Origin of the sequence: Bacillus sp. COPE52, assembly GCF_003355115.1 — a bacterium.
GTDB lineage: Bacteria > Bacillota > Bacilli > Bacillales > Bacillaceae_G > Bacillus_A > Bacillus_A toyonensis.
On sequence record NZ_CP031292.1, the window covers coordinates 1,293,444 to 1,311,172 of the forward strand.

Below are 17,729 nucleotides of genomic sequence, written 5' to 3' on the forward strand. Positions count from 1 at the left end.
ATTAAGGGGATATGGACATGACTTTAAAGAAAAAGTTAGGAATGGGTATCACATCAGCAGTACTAGGAGCAGCATTAGTTGGTGGAGGAACATTTGCGTTTTTCAGTGATAAAGAAGTGTCAAACAATACATTTGCGGCTGGTACACTTGATTTAGCATTAAATCCATCAACAGTTGTTAATGTATCGAATTTAAAACCTGGCGATACAATTGAAAAAGAATTTAAACTAGAAAATAAAGGCTCTTTAGATATTAAAAAGGTTCTACTGAAAACAGATTATAATGTAGAAGATGTAAAGAAAGATAATAAAGATGATTTTGGTAAACATATTAAAGTAACATTCTTAAAAAATATAGATAAGCATGAGACAATTGTGAAACAAACTACATTAGATAAATTGAAAGGTGACACACTTACAGCCGTAGATAATGATTTAGCTGCTTGGTTCTGGGATGAAAAAGGTATTTCTGCAGGTAAATCTGATAAATTCAAAGTGAAATTTGAGTTCGTTGATAATGGAAAAGATCAAAATCAATTCCAAGGCGATAAGTTACAATTAAATTGGACGTTTGATGCACAACAAACAGCAGGTGAAGAAAGATAATAATAAAAAAGGGCTATCATATGGATAGCCCTTTTTCTATTTTTCTAGTATATAGCTATCATTTTATATAGTTCTTTATTATAATAAAGATAATGTTCTGTATAAAGAACGGAATGTTCGATGGGAGAGATTAAGATGCTGAAAAGACCACGTAATTTAAAAAAGATGCTTATATTGCCGTGTATGTGCTCTATTACGTTTTATTTAGGATCTCAAGTTATGACGCATACAGAAGCGGCATTCATTCATGAAACGAAAGTAGAAGCGAGTATTTCTACAGCAATTATATTTCCGAAAACAGTTACTACATTAAAAGAACAGGCTGAGCAACATAAAAAGTTTATTGAGCATGAGTATGGAACAATGAAGGGGAAACTGAAAGTAACTTCTATTGAAGAAATAAAACAGGCAATTTCTGTATGGCAACAAGGTCGTGAGAAAATTGTTTCTGAGAAGGAAGCCTTGCAAAATGTATATACTGAAATAGAAGCTCCTTACAACCAAATACAGGAAGAATTAAAAGTAACTAAAGATGAGTCGATTCAAAAAGTAGCCTTATATGTGAATGAAGGCTTTCAGATTATAAAAGAGAAGCGAGATTATATTGAGAAAGAAGTTAGTTTGAAAGCTATTGATGAGCAAATTCAGGCTCTACAGCAACAATTAAACGTTGCACTTGAAGCGGAAGGACAAAAGAAAGTAGAAGAACAGAAGAAAGTAGAAGAACAAAAGAAAGTAGAAGAACAGAAGAAAGCAGAAGAACAAAAGAAAGTAGAAGAACAGAAGAAAGTAGAAGAACAAAAGAAAGTAGAAGAACAGAAGAAAGCAGAAGAACAAAAGAAAGTAGAAGAACAGAAGAAAGTAGAAGAACAGAAGAAAGCAGAGGAACAGAAAAAATAGAAACAGATAAAAGCGGGGTAACTGCTTTAGTGAAACAGCTGGAAAACAAGAATGTGGTGCAAGAGATAACGAGCGAATAAGCAAAACGATTAATGTTTATATGAGTGTGAGGGGACGTTAGCCCTCACCTCTTTGTCTTTCTTTTTTCTTATAATATGAAATGTATTTGCGTGTGAAAAAAGTTATAAATTAGTATAAAGTAGCATATATTATTTTCTGAAAAATCAAAACAATATTGAGAAATAAAAATAATTGAAAATACTAAAAAATGTTGTTGTATTTACATAAGTTTGTTCGTTATAATGAACTTAAGGTTTTTGAAAAAGAACAAATATTAGCATCGCTAATATAGTTTTATTTACATCTCTTAATTTATATAAGAGATAGCAATGTAAAAATACAAAAAACAGCTAGGGGGAATTGATTGTGAGTCTGAAAAAGAAATTAGGTATGGGAGTTGCATCAGCAGCATTGGGGTTATCTTTAATTGGTGGAGGAACGTTTGCATTCTTTAGCGATAAAGAAGTATCAAATAATACATTTGCAGCTGGGACGTTAGATCTTACATTAAACCCTAAAACGCTTGTGGATATTAAAGATTTAAAACCAGGGGATTCTGTTAAGAAAGAGTTCTTACTAAAGAACGATGGTTCGTTAACAATTAAAGACGTTAAATTAGCAACAAAGTATACTGTGAAAGATGCAAAAAATGATAATGCTGGGGAAGACTTTGGCAAGCACATTAAAGTAAAATTTATTTGGAACTGGGATAAACAAAGTGAGCCTGTATATGAAACAACTTTAGCAGACTTACAAAATGCGGATCCAGATCTTTTAGCTAAAGACATCTTTGCTCCTGAGTGGGGAGAAAAAGGTGGATTAGAAGCTGGTACAGAGGATTATCTATGGGTACAATTTGTATTCGAAGATAATGGTCAAGACCAAAATAAATTCCAAGGTGATACATTGAATTTAGAGTGGACATTCAATGCTAACCAAGAAGCTGGGGAAGAAAAATAAAAAAAAGCGGGTATCCCCCGCTTTTTTTTATAAAGAAAAAGAAGTGCCAGTTTTTAAGCACTCCTTTTTATATATTATTTTTGATTTTTCTTCCACTGTGTAAATTCAAGAAATTCACGAAACTGTTCTTTAGAGACACCAGAGTTCATTGCGTCTTTAACGAGCTGTGTCCATTCGGAGTCTAGGCGAGCTTCCTTTTCTGTTTCGTCATGAAGTAAAGTATCAACTGGAATTTGTAGAACTGCTGCGATTTTTTCAAGAAACTGAATGGAAGGGTTTTTTTGTAAATTTCGTTCTATAGAACTAATGTAAGATTTAGCAACACCAGCTTTTTCGGCAAGTTCAGTTAATGAAATACCTTTTTGTAAACGAAGGCGTTTTATACGTTCTCCAATCATGTTTGCGCACCTTTCTATCAATATGTCGTCGTCTTATGATGTCATTATTATAACATAAACTTCGTTAAAAAGAACAAGGCTATTGAGCTTGACTTGATGGCTTCATACGTTGGAAAAAGTGTTCGATATCTTGTAGGGCGATACCAGCATCTAGAGCTTCAAGTATTAAATCAATCCATTCTTGATCCAGTGTGTCCGTCTTATCTTTGTACAATTGTAATTCCTCCCTAATTATCGGTCATAACTGCTGCTACAGAATAAATGATAATAAAACCGAATTTTTTATTTTATGTATCGAATTATCAAATATTGTGTAGGTAAAACAAAGATAAAATCCCCATTAAACTCCCTCGATGGAAATAATTATAAATTGTTCGATAAAAACTTTCAATATTTTCAGAAAACATTGTTGAATTGTGATATATCCGTATACTAACTATGAAATTTTTACAAATATATTAAAAAAATTACATAATATAACTAAATATTGAAAAAATATTGAATTTTTAATAAAATTCAAATTGTAATACATATTATTTATTAGGGGAGGAAATAAGGGATGAACAAGAAACCATTCAAAGTATTATCATCAATTGCTTTGACAGCTGTATTAGGTCTTTCATTTAGCGCGGGCACTCAGTCTGTGTACGCTGAAACGCCTGGGAATAAAGCAGCTACGAGCCCAGTTGATGACCATTTAATTCCAGAAGAGCGTTTAGCAGATGCACTGAAAAAGCGTGGGGTAATTGATTCGTCAGCTTCAGAGAAAGAAACAAAGAAAGCTGTCGAAAAGTATGTAGAGAACAAAAAGGGTGAAAATCCTGGGAAAGAAGCAACGAATGGGGATCAACTTACGAAAGAAGCATCAGACTTTTTAAAGAAAGTGAAAGATGCGAAAGCAGACACGAAAGAAAAACTAAATCAGCCAGCAACAGGGACACCTGCAGCGACAGGCCCAGTTAAAGGCGGATTAAATGGTAAAGTACCAACTTCTCCAGCAAAACAAAAAGCATATAACGGCGATGTTCGTAAAGATAAGGTACTTGTTTTACTTGTAGAGTACGCTGACTTTAAACATAACAACATTGATAAAGAACCTGGTTATATGTATTCGGAAGACTTTAACAAAGAACACTATGAAAAAATGTTATTCGGTGATGAGCCATTCGCATTAGAGGATGGAAGCAAAATCGAAACGTTTAAACAATATTACGAAGAGCAATCCGGTGGTAGTTACACAGTGGACGGAACAGTTACAAAATGGTTAACAGTTCCTGGTAAAGCTGCTGATTACGGTGCAGATGCTGCTACAGGTCATGATAATAAAGGACCAAAAGGACCACGTGATCTAGTAAAAGATGCATTAAAAGCAGCTGTAGATAGCGGTCTTGATTTATCACAGTTTGATCAGTTCGATCAATACGATGTAAATGGTGATGGAAATCAAAATCAACCGGATGGTTTAATCGATCACTTAATGATTATTCATGCGGGTGTTGGACAAGAAGCTGGCGGTGGTAAATTAGGTGATGATGCAATTTGGTCACATCGCTGGACAGTTGGACCAAAGCCGTTCGCAATTGAAGGTACGCAAGCGAAAGTTCCATATTGGGGCGGAAAGATGGCAGCATTCGACTACACAATTGAACCAGAAGACGGCGCGGTTGGTGTATTCGCACATGAATATGGTCATGATTTAGGTCTTCCAGATGAGTATGATACGCAATATAGCGGTGCTGGTGAGCCAATTCAAGCTTGGTCTATTATGAGTGGCGGAAGCTGGGCGGGTAAAATCGCTGGAACAACGCCAACAAGTTTATCACCACAAAATAAAGAGTTTTTCCAAAAAACAATCGGTGGTAACTGGGCAAATATCGTAGAAGTAGATTACGAGAAATTAAATAAAGGTATTGGTCTAGCAACATATTTAGACCAAAGTGTTACGAAATCTAACCGACCAGGTATGATTCGTGTTAACTTACCAGATAAAGATATAAAAACAATTGCGCCAGCATTTGGTAAACAATACTATTACAGCACAAAAGGTGACGATCTTCATACGAAGTTGGAAACGCCGCTGTTCGATTTAACGAATGCAACGAATGCGAAATTCGATTTCAAGTCACTATATGAAATCGAGGCAGAGTATGATTTCCTTGAAGTACACGCTGTAACAGAAGATGGACAACAAACGTTACTTGAAAGACTTGGCGAGAAAGCAAATAGTGGAAATGCAGACTCGACAAATGGAAAATGGATTGACAAATCATATGATTTAAGTCAATTCAAAGGTAAGAAAGTAAAATTAACATTTGATTACATTACTGATGGTGGTTTAGCATTAAATGGTTTCCTACTTGATAATGCTTCATTAACAGTAGATGGTAAAGTAGTATTCTCTGATGATGCAGAAGGTACACCACAATTCAAATTAGATGGTTTTGCTGTTTCTAACGGAACAGAGAAGAAAAACCATAATTACTATGTAGAGTGGAGAAACTATGCTGGTTCAGATAACGCTTTGAAATTTGCTCGCGGTCCAGAATATAACACTGGTATGGTTGTATGGTATGCAGATTCAGCTTACACAGATAACTGGGTTGGTGTACATCCAGGACACGGTTTCCTTGGTGTAGTTGATTCTCATCCAGAAGCAATTGTAGGAACTTTAAATGGTAAGCCAACAGTTGAAAGTAGTACACGATTCCAAATCGCTGATGCGGCGTTCTCATTCGACAAAACGCCAGCTTGGCAAGTTGTATCTCCAACGCGTGGAACGTATACGTACAATGGCTTAGCTGGTGTACCGAAGTTTGATGATTCGAAAACGTATATTAATCAACAGATTCCAGATGCAGGACGTATTTTACCGAAGCTTGGTCTGAAGTTTGAAGTAGTAGGACAAGCTGATGATAATTCTGCAGGTGCTGTTCGTTTATACCGTTAATACCGTAAAACTACCGAGAGATTTTCTTTCGGTAGTTTTTTTGTGAGCAATGAATTTTATATAAAAGAAAAAATTATATATAATGTAATTTTACGAGTAGAAAAGTTCTATATAAATAATGAAAGAATTGGATAAAAATAGTGGGAGAAGGTGAATAGATGAGCATTTCTTCTATTGTAAATAAACAAAAGCAATATTTTTATAATGGATATACGAGAAGTATAGAAACAAGAAAAAATAATTTAAAAAAGCTTTATGATGGAATTCAGCGTTTTGAAGAAGAGATATTTCAAGCATTGAAATTAGATTTAAATAAGTCAGTTCATGAGTCGTTTACAACGGAAGTGGGATATGTATTAAAAGAAATTTCTTTTCAATTGAAACATATGTCATCGTGGAGTAAACCGAAGCGAGTTCGAACAGCATTAACTCATTTCGGATCGAAGGGGAAGGTAGTACCAGAACCGTATGGTGTGACGCTTATTATTGCGCCATGGAACTATCCGTTTCAGTTAGCAATTGCACCTCTAGTAGGAGCGCTGGCAGCTGGGAATACAGTTGTTTTAAAGCCGTCAGAGTTAACGCCTAACGTTTCAAAAGTGCTTACGAGAATGTTAGAGGAATTATTCCAAGAAGAGCTTGTAGCGGTAATAGAAGGCGGTATAGAAGAGAGTACGGCATTGTTAAAGGAAAGGTTTGATTATATTTTCTTTACAGGTAGTGTTGGTGTTGGAAAAGTTGTGATGGAAGCAGCAGCCAAAGAGTTAACGCCGCTTACGTTAGAACTTGGCGGAAAAAGCCCATGTATTGTACATAAAGATGCAAAAATAGATGTGACAGCAAGGCGGATTGTTTGGGGTAAGTTTTTAAATGCAGGGCAGACATGTGTAGCACCGGATTATATGTACGTTCATTCTTCCGTGAAAGAACAGTTAATCGAGGCGTTAAGACATGAAATTACGGAGCAGTATGGAAAAGAGCCACTGAACAATGATAATTACGTAAAAATTGTGAGCGAGCGTCACTTTGAACGATTATGTCGATTCTTACAAGATGGTCAAGTCGTAATTGGCGGGAACTATAAAAAAGATACATTACATATTGAGCCGACAATAGTAACAGATATCACGTGGCAAGATGCTGTTATGGAAGATGAAATTTTTGGTCCGATTTTACCGATTATAGAGTATGACAAAATAGAAGATGTTATTGGCACAATTCAGCAACATCCGAAGCCGTTAGCGCTATATGTATTTTCTGAAAATAAAGAAGTGCAAAAGAAAGTGACGAGTAATATTTCATATGGCGGAGGGTGTATTAATGATGTTGTCTATCATCTTGCAACGCCATATTTACCTTTTGGGGGCGTTGGAAGTAGTGGATTAGGTAGTTATCATGGGGAAGAAAGTTTTCGGACTTTTTCACATTATAAAAGCATTTTAGCCCAATCTACGGCATTCGATATGAAAATTCGTTACTCTTCTACAAAAAGTGCTTTAAAATTCATACGAAAGTTGTTAAAATGATGATGGTGTTTATCAGTAGGCGTAGCCGTATGATAATAGCCCCTTCGCAATGGAAGGGGTTTTTCTGTTCGACATTATGTATCATGAAAAAATGAATCAAACATACTACATAAAGAATAGAAGTGAACGCTTGCTAAATAACCATTTTGTTTGGATCGAAACAAAAAATAGTCTATAAAACATAAATATTTATTCATCAATATAAAAATTAAAATTTAAGGTAGATAGGACGGGAAAATGAAAAAAATTATTAAAGTTGAAGCAGTAGAAAAACATTTTGGAAATCAAGTGATTATCCCACCGCTTTCTTTAGATATTAAAGAAGGAGAGTTTTTAACAATTTTAGGGCCGAGTGGTTGCGGGAAAACGACGTTACTTCGTATGATCGCAGGATTTGAAACTCCAACTAAAGGGAATCTTTTATTAGATGATGAAAAGATTAACGATTTGCCGCCATATAAGCGTCATATGAACTTAGTGTTCCAACATTATGCACTATTCCCGCATATGAATGTGGAGAAAAATATTTGTTTCGGTATGAAAATGCAAAAAGTACCAGCGGCAGAACAGAAAGAACGTGCTGAAGAGGCAATGCGTTTAACGCAGTTACTAGAGTTCCGTAATCGTAAACCTATGAAGCTGTCTGGTGGGCAGCAGCAGCGTGTAGCAATTGCGAGAGCGATTGTAAATAACCCACGTGTATTACTATTGGATGAGCCACTTGGAGCGCTTGACTTTAAGCTAAGAAAAGATTTGCAACGTGAATTGAAAAACTTACAACGCAATTTAGGAATTACGTTCATATACGTAACGCATGATCAAGAAGAAGCGATGAGCATGAGTGACCGTATTGTCGTTATGAATAAAGGACATATTGAACAAATCGGAACACCGAAAGAAATTTATAATAAGCCGAAAACGTTGTTCGTTGCGACATTTATCGGTGAAAATAATATTGTGAAAAACGGGGAAGACTACGTAGCAATTCGCCCTGAAAATGTAAAGGTACGTTCGGTTGAAGAACCAATTTTAGAAGATTACCATCTTGGACATATTGAAGACATTGAGTTTGTTGGAAATATGGAAAAGCTTTATGTACGTGATGAGAAAACAGCAGAATTATTGATGGCGTATCAAACAGCTGAAGAAGCAGCACAGTGGAGCATTGGAGATAATGTATATGTAGGATGGGAGCAAGAGGACGAGGTGACCTTAAATTGAAAAAAGGGAAATTACTCGCACTACCTACAGTCGCGTGGCTGTTAATCTTCTTCCTAGTTCCACTTGTATTCGTATTGGGTTTTGCCTTCATGCAGCGCGGAGCATACGGAACAGTGGAAATGCAATTTACGTTAGATAATATAGTACGTGTGTTTGACCCATTGTATATGGGAACATTATGGGAAACAGTAAAGATTGCTGTTATTACAACAGTACTTTGTTTATTAATTGGTTATCCATTTGCGTATACAATTACAATTGTTGATCGTAAATATCGTTCTATTCTTTTATTATTGGCAACGATACCGTTTTGGATTAACTTCCTTGTTCGTTCATATGCGTGGATTGTTATTTTACGTTCACAAGGTCTTGTGAACACACTGTTATTAAAATTAGGTATTATTAGTGAACCGTTAAATTTACTATATAATACGCCTTCTGTAATACTTGGAATGGTATATTCTTTATTACCATTTATGATTTTACCAGTGTATGCAGCAATTGAGCAGCTGGATAAGCGTAAGCTAGAAGCAGCTTATGATTTAGGTGCAACACCAGTAAAAGCATTTTGGAATGTAACAGTACCAATGACGATGTCAGGAATTGCTACTGGTTCTATTTTAGTATTCGTTTCTTCTATCGGAATGTTTGTAGTATCAGACGTGATGGGTGGATCGAAAGTAGCATTAATCGGAAACGTAATTCAAAACCAATTCTTAGGTGCGCGTGACTGGCCGTTTGGATCTGCGTTATCTATGATTGTTGTTCTATTCTCTGTTCTGTTAATTTACTTATATTATCGTGCAACGAAAGTATATAAATATGATGGGAACGGAGGGGAATAGGCAAAAATGAAAAAGTTTTTAGTTTCTTATTCTTGGTTAATTTTATTGTTCTTGTATTTTCCAATGATGGTTTTAATGGTATATTCCTTCAATGATTCTCGAATTAATGCGGAATGGGAAGGCTTTACATTCCATTGGTATACAGATTTATTTCAAAAACAAGATGTTATTGATGCGTTTGTAAATAGTATGACGATTGCAGTTATAACAACAGTTGTAACAACGATACTTGGTATGTTTTTTGCGATAGCATTACATCGTTACAAATATCGTTTTGAAGAGGCCATTAATGGTCTTGTATATTTACCTATTTTAATTCCTGATATATTAATGGGATTATCTTTACTTATCCTATTTAGTCAATTAGGTATGGAACTTGGACAAACAACAATTATTATCGCACATATTACATTTAGTATTTCATTTGTTGTTGTTATTTTAGCGGCCCGTCTTTCTAGCATGGGACGTGATTTAGAAGAGGCTGCAAATGATTTAGGAGCAACGCCATGGCAAACGTTTCGCCATGTGACGTTTCCGGCAATTGCACCGGGAGTTGTTTCAGCAGCGTTATTAACATTCACATTATCAATTGATGATTTTGTAATTAGTTTCTTCGTATCAGGACCAGGATCAACAACATTGCCATTATACATTTACAGTATGGTTAAGCGCGGAGTATCACCTGAAATTAATGCCCTTTCTACAATTTTAATTGTTGTTATTGTAGGATTAATGGTGCTATCGGAAATCTTCCGTAACAAAGGTGCAGATGGTGAAGAAAACTCTGGAGGACACCTTCCTTTATAATACGAACGATATAAAAAGTACGAGGGGGTAAAACCGATGAAATTAATGAAAAGAATAGCTGGCGCAGCAATTAGCTTTAGCCTTGTTGCTGGTGTACTTGCCGGTTGTGGTGAAAAGAAAGAAGAGTTAAACATTTATAGCTGGGCTGACAATTTTGATGAGCAAGTGCTAAGAGATTTTGAAAAGAAATATAACGTAAAAATTAACTATGATAAGTATGCAAGTAACGAAGAAATGCTTGCGAAATTACAAGCCGGTGGCGCAAAGTATGACTTAATTCAGCCGTCTGATTACATGGTTAAGACAATGGCGAAAATGGATTTATTAGCGCCGTTAGATAAGAAGAATATCCCGAACATCGAAAATATGATTTCTAATTTCAAAACGCCAGCATTTGACCCAGAGAATAAATATTCTTTAGTATACACTTGGGGCGTAACAGGGATTGCATACAATAAAAAGTATGTGAAAGAAGCACCTACAAGCTGGGCTGACTTATGGAACGAGAAATATAAAGGACATGTAACATTACTAAATGATTCTCGTGAAGTATTAGGAATGGGTCTTAAGAAGCATGGATTCTCAAACAGCACGAAAGACGATGCAGAGTTAAAGACAGCAGCTACTGATTTACAGAAGCTACTTCCAAATTTATTAGCATTTGATACAGATAACATTAAACAAAAGTTCATTACAGAAGATGCTTGGATCGGAACAGTTTGGTCTGGAGATGCAGCATTTATCGCAAAAGATAATAAAGATGTAGAGTACGTTGTACCAAAAGAAGGCGGCACAATTTGGGCCGACACGTTAGCAATTCCAAAAGGTGCAAAAAACAAAGAGCTTGCAGAGAAGTTTATGAACTATTTATTAGATGAGAAAGTAAGTGTGAAAAACTACGAGTCAATTGGGTACAGTAATCCAAATGAAAAAGCTCACCCTCTTCATAGTAAAGAATATCGTGAGAACCATATGATCTTCTTAACGAAAGAAGAATTAGATCGCACAGAATGGCTTGTTGATGTAGACGATAAGTTAAAAGACTATGATCGTTACTGGACAGAATTAAAAACAAAAGGTAAATAAGTAAGGAAATGCGGTTTCTAAAGTAGAAATCGCATTTTTTCATAGTAGGAGGAAATCGTTTGAAGAAGAAGTTACATCAGTATGAGGTAATATGTGTTATTTTATTACTTACGGTATTTAGTATTATTGCTTGGCGCGTACATGCAGGTGGCGTTACAGTGATGGATACATATGTCCGCGGATTAGTAAAGGGGTTACAAACGGAGAGCTCACTTACTTTTTTCTCATACTTTACAAAGTTAGGATCAGCAATTGGAATTGTAACTATACTTATTATAAGTTTGCTTGTTTTTTTGCAGAAACGTTATTATGCTGCAATGATCGTGTATCCAATGGGGATTTTGATCACACATCTCGTTAATAAAGGAATAAAAGAAATTGTGAAAAGGGAGCGTCCGTCGTTAAATGAAGCATTAGATGCACTTGGGTATAGCTTCCCTAGTGGGCATGCAATGTTATCTATTATGACATTCGGTTTTCTTACTTATATCATTGCGGCAAATTTGAAGAGTGTAACTGGGAAATATGTTATAACCATTTCGATGGGTATATTAATTGTATCGATTGGATTAAGTAGAGTTATTTTAAATGTACATTATCCAACTGATATTTTAGCAGGTTATTGCGTAGGTGGTATTTTGTTAATTATCGCGATTTATTATCATCGTTTACTTACTAAGAGGCTTCAGCTCAATAAAGAGAGATAAAAAACGTCTGGAAACACTATAATGATAGTTTTTCCAGACGTTTTTTGTTTGTATGAAGATGTGATACAGTATAAGTGATAATTGAATTATTTAAAGTAGGTGAAAATGTGTGAAGACAAATGTACATAAAGTGGATAAGTGGGGGAAGTTAGGAACTTTCTTGTATCAGTTTCGTTATACAGTAATTGTAGCGCTACTATTGCTTGCGATAGCACTCGGTATTTTTGCTCCAAAGCTACCGGGAGTATTAGGTGGTGATGGTTTTCAAACGGAAGGGGACTATCAAAAGACGAAAGAAATTTTAGATAAAGATTTTAAGAGGTCTCAAGATACGCTCCTACTTGTTTTTGAAAGGAATAAGGATGCTTCACATGAGGATTTTAAAAAGCAAATAGAGAGCATTGTAAAGAAGGTTGAAGAGAACGAGAAATATGAATCTTTCCATCATCCAGTGCAAAATAAAGAAATGTTACAAGATAATATCGGTTATGCGACAATATTATTTTCCGGGAAAACAACTAAAGAACGTATGGAAAAGACATTACAGTTCGCTGATACTATTGAGAAGGAAAGTAATACAGCATTAAAAGTAACACCTACAGGATTTCCAAAAATTAATCAAGAGATTAATGAAAGAACACAAAATGATTTAAAAGTAGCAGAGATGATTGGTTTACCAATTGCATTTCTCGTATTACTATTTTCATTTGGTAGCCTTTTGGCATCTATTTTACCGATTGTAAATGGCGCGCTTAGTGTCATTAGTACGATGGGGATTTTATATTTTATAGGTAGCGACAAAGAGTTATCTATTTTCGTATTAAATGTTGCACCGATGATTGGACTTGCACTATCCATTGATTTTGCACTGTTATTTGTGAATCGTTTTCGAGAGGAAGTTGCGAAGAGAACGGTGAAAGAAGCGATAGCGATTACGTATCAAACGGCAGGACGTGCGATCGTATTTTCAGGATTATGCGTATTCGTTGGTTTATCAGGCTTATTTTTCTTTAAAATTGATTATATTCAGTCTGTTGCCATAAGCGGGATGATTGTTGTGATTATGAGTATTTTATTCTCACTTACACTTCTTCCAGCACTGTTATCTTTAATTGGAAAACGAATATTAAAAAAGAATCAAGTAGCACATACACCGGCAAAGGCATGGCGTAAATTTGCACAATTTGTAATGAAACATCCAATCATAATGATTATTGCTGTTACAACATTTATTGTTATTTGTTTATTACCGCTACGTACAGCTAATTTGCAGTTTCCTGGTGTTGAAGCGTTACCTGAAAAGAGTGACACTAGAGTTGCTTATGAGAAATATGAAGAAGCATTTAATAAAACGGTTCAAACACATGCTGATGTTACATTAGTAGTAGAGACGAAAAAAAATATAAAAGAAAAAGAGAGTTTACAAAAGATAGAAGAAGTTGTTCAAAAGTTAAAAGATGATGAGAAAGTATATGAGGTAAGAAGTTTATACGATGGGTTAACCGGAATGAAAGCAGATCAAGTTGCTGGTATATTGCAGTCGCCAGAAGCGGCAAAAATAGCTCCTGTATTTGAAGCGTACTCAAAAGGAAATAAGACAATAATAGAAGTCTTTTTGGATACGAAGCCTCGTACAGAAACTGCGAAACAGTGGGTTCGTGATTTCAAAAGTAATTATAAAGAAAATGATGTTACGTACTACCTAGGCGGAATGACGACGTTCCAAAAAGAGTTAGAAGATGAAATTAAAGATAAAGTTGCAATTGGTATGTCAGTTATATTCGGATCAACCTTTGTCATTTTATTATTTGCATTCCGTTCTATACTCATTCCAATTAAGGCAATTATTATGAACGTACTTAGTTTAAGTGCAACAATTGGAATTGTCGTTTGGTTATTTGAGGGTGGTCATTTTGGTTTAGAAGCGAGTCCTGTTTTATTTGTATTACCAATCTTCATTTTCGGCCTTGTATTTGGGCTTAGCATGGATTATGAAGTATTTCTTATTTCACGTATTCATGAGCTTTATGAAGAAACAGGAGATAATGATCAAGCAACGTTAGAAGGGCTCGTTTCAACGAGTAGAATTATAACGTCAGCTGCTTTAATTATGATCGTTGTAACGGGTGCGTTCGCATTTACTGATATTTTACCAGTAAAGCAAATGGGTCTTGGCGTGGCATTAGCGATATTCCTTGATGCAACCGTTATTCGTCTTATGCTTGTACCAAGCTTAATGAAGTTGTTTGGAGACTGGAATTGGTGGCTGCCATTTCGGAAAAAACGAGAAAAATCATCATAAAAAATACTCATCTTATAGATGAGTATTTTTTTATGAATAGCAAGGCCTACATTTTGCAAATAGTATGTGATAAGAACATTACATATAAGTAGGTGAAGGCAATGTTTCGTTATTTCAAATTTAAGCTAAATGATACAGTACAATTTTCAGAAAACGATGGGCATATGTATCGCATTGTCGGTTATCGATTAGAAAAAGGATTTTATCCAAAAGATGAATGGACTCATATCATTTATGAACTGCTTAGAGAGTTTGATGGATATACGATGGACGCAGAAGAGGAGGAACTTGTAAAGGTTATTCAAGTAGAGGATGAGTATTACAAAATACAAGAGCTATCGGGCTATCGGTATCCAGTAAAAATGAAGCAAAAGCAGCAAGTTATGAAAGGAGAGAAAATAGACGACTTATTAGATACATACAACGACTATAAACGATTGGCGGATTTCTTCAAAGATTTATCGTATGAGCAAAAAGCTGAAGAAGTATTGCAGGAAATGAAAAGGCTTAGAGCGTGAGGGGCAGTCGATTATAAGGCTGTCCTCTATTTTTGACGATGCATCAAAGCGTGTTTTCCGTTACAATGAGAGAATCAATAGAAATAAGGTGATATAGTATGGAAACAAAGAAGAAGGGCGAATGGTGCGAAATTACTGTACCGGCTAAATGGAATGGTATAAGTATCGAATCGTTATTAAAAGTAGAATGGGAACTACCGAAAAAGTTATTACATCAGCTTCGTATGGAAAAAGGTGTTACTGTTAACGGTGAACAGAGAAGATGGAATGAGCTTTTAAAAGAGGGCGATAAATTCCAAGTTCACATGTTTATGGAGGAAGAGTACGGTGTAGAGCCAGAATATGGTGAGCTACATGTAGTATATGAAGATGATCACGTACTTATCGTAAATAAACCAGAGAAAATGGACACGCACCCTGCCGAAAAAGGTGGAACGGGAACACTTGCAAACCTTGTTGCTTTTCATTTTCAAATGCAAGGTTTAGAGACGAAGGTTCGCCATATTCATCGTTTAGATAAAGATACGACAGGTGGTGTCGTGTTTGCTAAACATAGAATTGCTGGCGCGATTATGGATCGTTTATTAATGGAACGAAAAATAAAAAGAACGTATGCTGCGCTTGTTGAAGGGAAAGTGAAAAAGAAGAAGGGTACAATTGACGCTGCTATTGGAAGGGATCGACATCATGCTACGAGACGTCGTGTTTCCCCAAAGGGTGATGAAGCTATTACATACTATAAAGTAGAAAAGTATTTTAAAAAGCACAATACAACCTTTGTAACCTTACAATTAGAAACAGGTAGAACGCATCAAATTCGTGTGCATATGAGCCATAATGGTAATCCGCTAGTTGGGGATGTGTTATATGGTGGACAAACAACATATATGTCAGGGCAAGCGTTACATGCAATGAAAATTAATTTCTTGCATCCAATTACGAAAGAAGAGATCGAAATTGATGTACCGTTTCCTACAAAATTAAACAATATAATGAAAGAATTTCAAAGGGAAAATGTGTAAAGTGTAAGTTTTAATTTGAGAAAAGTAAATTTTTGCAGGAATTTCTCTAAAAGAAGCGAAGCCGTAAAGAGAAAAGAGAGGTGAGAATTACTTGGTCAAATATAAATATATACTAGGAATATTTTTCGCTTGTCTTTTATTTACCCTATGCATCTATCCATATTTACCAGAACGTTTGGCAGTACATTGGAACGAAAATGGTGGGCCGAACGAATTTATGAGTAAACAAGTTGTTGTTGCATTTATTCCGGTTCTTATTATTTTTTTACATGGATTTGTGTATATTATTTCACATAATATATATAAGTTTAATGGAGGAGAGCATTTCATTATAGGCGGATTTATAAAGACGATTACTTTATTTATGTTGTTTATTCATATGCTTATTCTCGTTATTAATTTTGGAAGTTTTATATCCTTTCAGACAGGATTAACGATCGGGATTAGTATGTTTCTTTTTATGCTTAGCAAAGATTTTAAAAAGATAAAGGGTAAAGAAAAAGATCCAATTAAATTACAAAAAATTCGTTTAGTGAGTAGACGAATTTTTCAAGTGATGGCATGTGGTATACTGTTTTCCTTGTTTTTGAACTTGAAGTGGGGATTTTATGTATTGCTTAGCGTAATAAGTTGCGGATCTATTTTGTTTATGTCCTACATTTTATATTCATACATAATAGAAAGTTACGAAACTTAAAAAGAGTCTTCTCATTATGAGAAGACTCTTTTTATCTATTTACTTCGTAATAAATTGTTGTGTCCAGTAGTTACCGCTTTCTACATAACCAACACCGATGTGAGTGAAGCCGTTATTTAAGATGTTTGCACGGTGTCCAGCACTGTTCATCCAAGCTTGTACTACCTCTTCAGGTGTACGTTGGCCTTGAGCGATGTTTTCACCTGCAGATGTATAAGAAATACCAAATTTCTTCATCATGTCAAACGGAGACCCGTATGTAGGGCTGTTATGATCAAAGTAGTTATTTTTTTGCATATCTTCAGATTTAACACGCGCTACTTTGCTTAATTCAGTATCGATTTTTAGTGCTGGTAAGCCTTGTTTTGTACGCTCAGCGTTTGTTAATTCAACAACACGTTGTTCGAACTCGCTTAAAGATTTTGCTTCTTCAGCAGGCTTTTGCTCAGCTGGTTTTTGTTCTGTAGGTTTTTGCGTATTATTGTTTTCAGCAGGCTTTTGAGCTTCTGGCTTTTGTTCAGCAGGCTTTTGCTCAGCTGGTTTTTGTTCAACAGGCTTTTGAGTTTCTGGCTTAGCTGTTGGTTGCTCAGTTACAACATTTTCAGTAGGTTGTTGACCAGGAACGAAGCAATTTGGTTGGAAGTTTCCTTGTTGCCATTGTGCTAATGATTCAACTCCCATAGATTGTAAGAATGCTTGTAACTCTTGTTGGTTCATTTGCTTCATCATCACTTTTGAATGCTGAATATTTTGAACCTTTATGTTAGATGGTTGTACTGTTGCAGCTTGTGCATCTAAAGAAGATACTCCTAAAGTAAGAGCTGTTGCAGCAGCTACAGATAATAAAACACGCTTTTTCATGATGTGTGTCCCCCTATATAAAGTTTTAATTTGTTTTCACACGATTTGTTTTTGACAGCCTGTCTGACTGACAAATCCATCGTAGCATACAATTTACGAGAAAAAAGATGGAAAAAAATTCATAGACTTAAAATTTACCTAATTTATCCTAAGGAGAGAAAAGGAGAGAAATAAGAGAAACGTAGAGTGTAAAAGGAATTTTCAGCATTTTTATACTTCGTTTTAATAGGAGGTTTTTGGATAAATGTACCTATATTGAAAATGAAG

General features: G+C 35.3%; 17 protein-coding genes. 14 read left to right on the plus strand and 3 right to left on the minus strand.

Annotated features, from left to right (window positions below; translation table 11 throughout):
• Positions 1–17: 17 nt before the first annotated feature.
• The 3 genes from DPQ31_RS06480 (at position 18) to calY (ending at position 2,525) form a co-directional block, all read left to right on the plus strand.
• Positions 18–605 (plus strand): CalY family protein, encoded by a 588-nt coding sequence (locus tag DPQ31_RS06480; protein ID WP_199631465.1) that lies wholly within the window; start codon positions 18–20, stop codon positions 603–605.
• A gap of 120 nt (positions 606–725) precedes the next feature.
• Entirely contained in the window at positions 726–1,505 is a 780-nt protein-coding gene (locus DPQ31_RS06485) for a DUF4047 domain-containing protein (RefSeq protein WP_208731705.1), read from the plus strand.
• A 426-nt stretch (positions 1,506–1,931) separates the two neighbouring features.
• Positions 1,932–2,525 carry a biofilm matrix protein CalY gene (gene calY / locus DPQ31_RS06490; RefSeq protein WP_000053720.1) on the plus strand — a complete coding sequence of 198 codons (594 nt, stop codon included), beginning with the start codon at positions 1,932–1,934 and terminating at the stop codon, positions 2,523–2,525.
• 74 nt (positions 2,526–2,599) lie between these two features.
• Here calY and DPQ31_RS06495 read toward each other — a convergent pair whose 3' ends face one another.
• Both DPQ31_RS06495 and DPQ31_RS06500 read right to left on the minus strand, forming a co-directional pair.
• Positions 2,600–2,923, minus strand: coding sequence for a helix-turn-helix domain-containing protein (locus DPQ31_RS06495; protein WP_000578873.1), 324 nt, complete (start codon positions 2,921–2,923; stop codon positions 2,600–2,602).
• 79 nt (positions 2,924–3,002) lie between these two features.
• Positions 3,003–3,137 carry an anti-repressor SinI family protein gene (locus tag DPQ31_RS06500; protein WP_000276222.1) on the minus strand — a complete coding sequence of 45 codons (135 nt, stop codon included), beginning with the start codon at positions 3,135–3,137 and terminating at the stop codon, positions 3,003–3,005.
• A 345-nt stretch (positions 3,138–3,482) separates the two neighbouring features.
• On the opposite strand from DPQ31_RS06500, the gene inhA1 reads away from it, so the two are divergent.
• The 11 genes from inhA1 to DPQ31_RS06555 all read left to right on the plus strand — a co-directional run bounded on the left by inhA1 (position 3,483) and on the right by DPQ31_RS06555 (position 16,601).
• The gene (gene inhA1, locus DPQ31_RS06505; protein WP_097957223.1) at positions 3,483–5,870 is read left to right on the plus strand and encodes a M6 family metalloprotease immune inhibitor InhA1; all 2,388 of its coding nucleotides are present in this window, start codon (positions 3,483–3,485) and stop codon (positions 5,868–5,870) included.
• Between the two features lie 158 nt (positions 5,871–6,028).
• Positions 6,029–7,396: an aldehyde dehydrogenase gene (locus DPQ31_RS06510; RefSeq protein WP_000028367.1), complete on the plus strand. Its 1,368-nt coding sequence runs from the start codon at positions 6,029–6,031 to the stop codon at positions 7,394–7,396.
• Positions 7,397–7,633: 237 nt separating this feature from the next.
• A complete protein-coding gene (gene potA / locus DPQ31_RS06515) occupies positions 7,634–8,617 on the plus strand; it encodes a spermidine/putrescine ABC transporter ATP-binding protein PotA (protein ID WP_000720326.1) in 984 nt (327 codons plus the stop codon).
• Entirely contained in the window at positions 8,614–9,462 is an 849-nt protein-coding gene (gene potB / locus DPQ31_RS06520) for a spermidine/putrescine ABC transporter permease PotB (protein WP_000715502.1), read from the plus strand. Before potA ends, potB begins: the two co-directional genes overlap by 4 nt.
• 6 nt (positions 9,463–9,468) lie before the next feature.
• Entirely contained in the window at positions 9,469–10,269 is an 801-nt protein-coding gene (gene potC / locus DPQ31_RS06525; protein ID WP_208731706.1) for a spermidine/putrescine ABC transporter permease PotC, read from the plus strand.
• A gap of 36 nt (positions 10,270–10,305) precedes the next feature.
• On the plus strand, positions 10,306–11,355 hold the full coding sequence (gene potD / locus DPQ31_RS06530; protein WP_000772488.1) for a spermidine/putrescine ABC transporter substrate-binding protein PotD: 1,050 nt from the start codon (positions 10,306–10,308) through the stop codon (positions 11,353–11,355).
• Positions 11,356–11,414: 59 nt separating this feature from the next.
• Positions 11,415–12,062 carry a phosphatase PAP2 family protein gene (locus DPQ31_RS06535; protein ID WP_141559829.1) on the plus strand — a complete coding sequence of 216 codons (648 nt, stop codon included), beginning with the start codon at positions 11,415–11,417 and terminating at the stop codon, positions 12,060–12,062.
• Positions 12,063–12,171: 109 nt separating this feature from the next.
• Positions 12,172–14,364 carry an MMPL family transporter gene (locus tag DPQ31_RS06540; protein ID WP_000856447.1) on the plus strand — a complete coding sequence of 731 codons (2,193 nt, stop codon included), beginning with the start codon at positions 12,172–12,174 and terminating at the stop codon, positions 14,362–14,364.
• Positions 14,365–14,465: 101 nt separating this feature from the next.
• Positions 14,466–14,882 carry a hypothetical protein gene (locus DPQ31_RS06545; protein WP_000490306.1) on the plus strand — a complete coding sequence of 139 codons (417 nt, stop codon included), beginning with the start codon at positions 14,466–14,468 and terminating at the stop codon, positions 14,880–14,882.
• Positions 14,883–14,980: 98 nt separating this feature from the next.
• On the plus strand, positions 14,981–15,904 hold the full coding sequence (locus tag DPQ31_RS06550; RefSeq protein WP_000448340.1) for an RluA family pseudouridine synthase: 924 nt from the start codon (positions 14,981–14,983) through the stop codon (positions 15,902–15,904).
• Between the two features lie 91 nt (positions 15,905–15,995).
• Positions 15,996–16,601 carry a DUF1648 domain-containing protein gene (locus DPQ31_RS06555; protein WP_000241828.1) on the plus strand — a complete coding sequence of 202 codons (606 nt, stop codon included), beginning with the start codon at positions 15,996–15,998 and terminating at the stop codon, positions 16,599–16,601.
• 39 nt (positions 16,602–16,640) lie between these two features.
• On the opposite strand, the gene DPQ31_RS06560 is transcribed toward DPQ31_RS06555, so the two are convergent.
• Positions 16,641–17,462, minus strand: a complete 822-nt coding sequence (locus tag DPQ31_RS06560) for a CAP domain-containing protein (RefSeq protein WP_000747570.1) — start codon at positions 17,460–17,462, stop codon at positions 16,641–16,643.
• Positions 17,463–17,729: the final 267 nt, after the last annotated feature.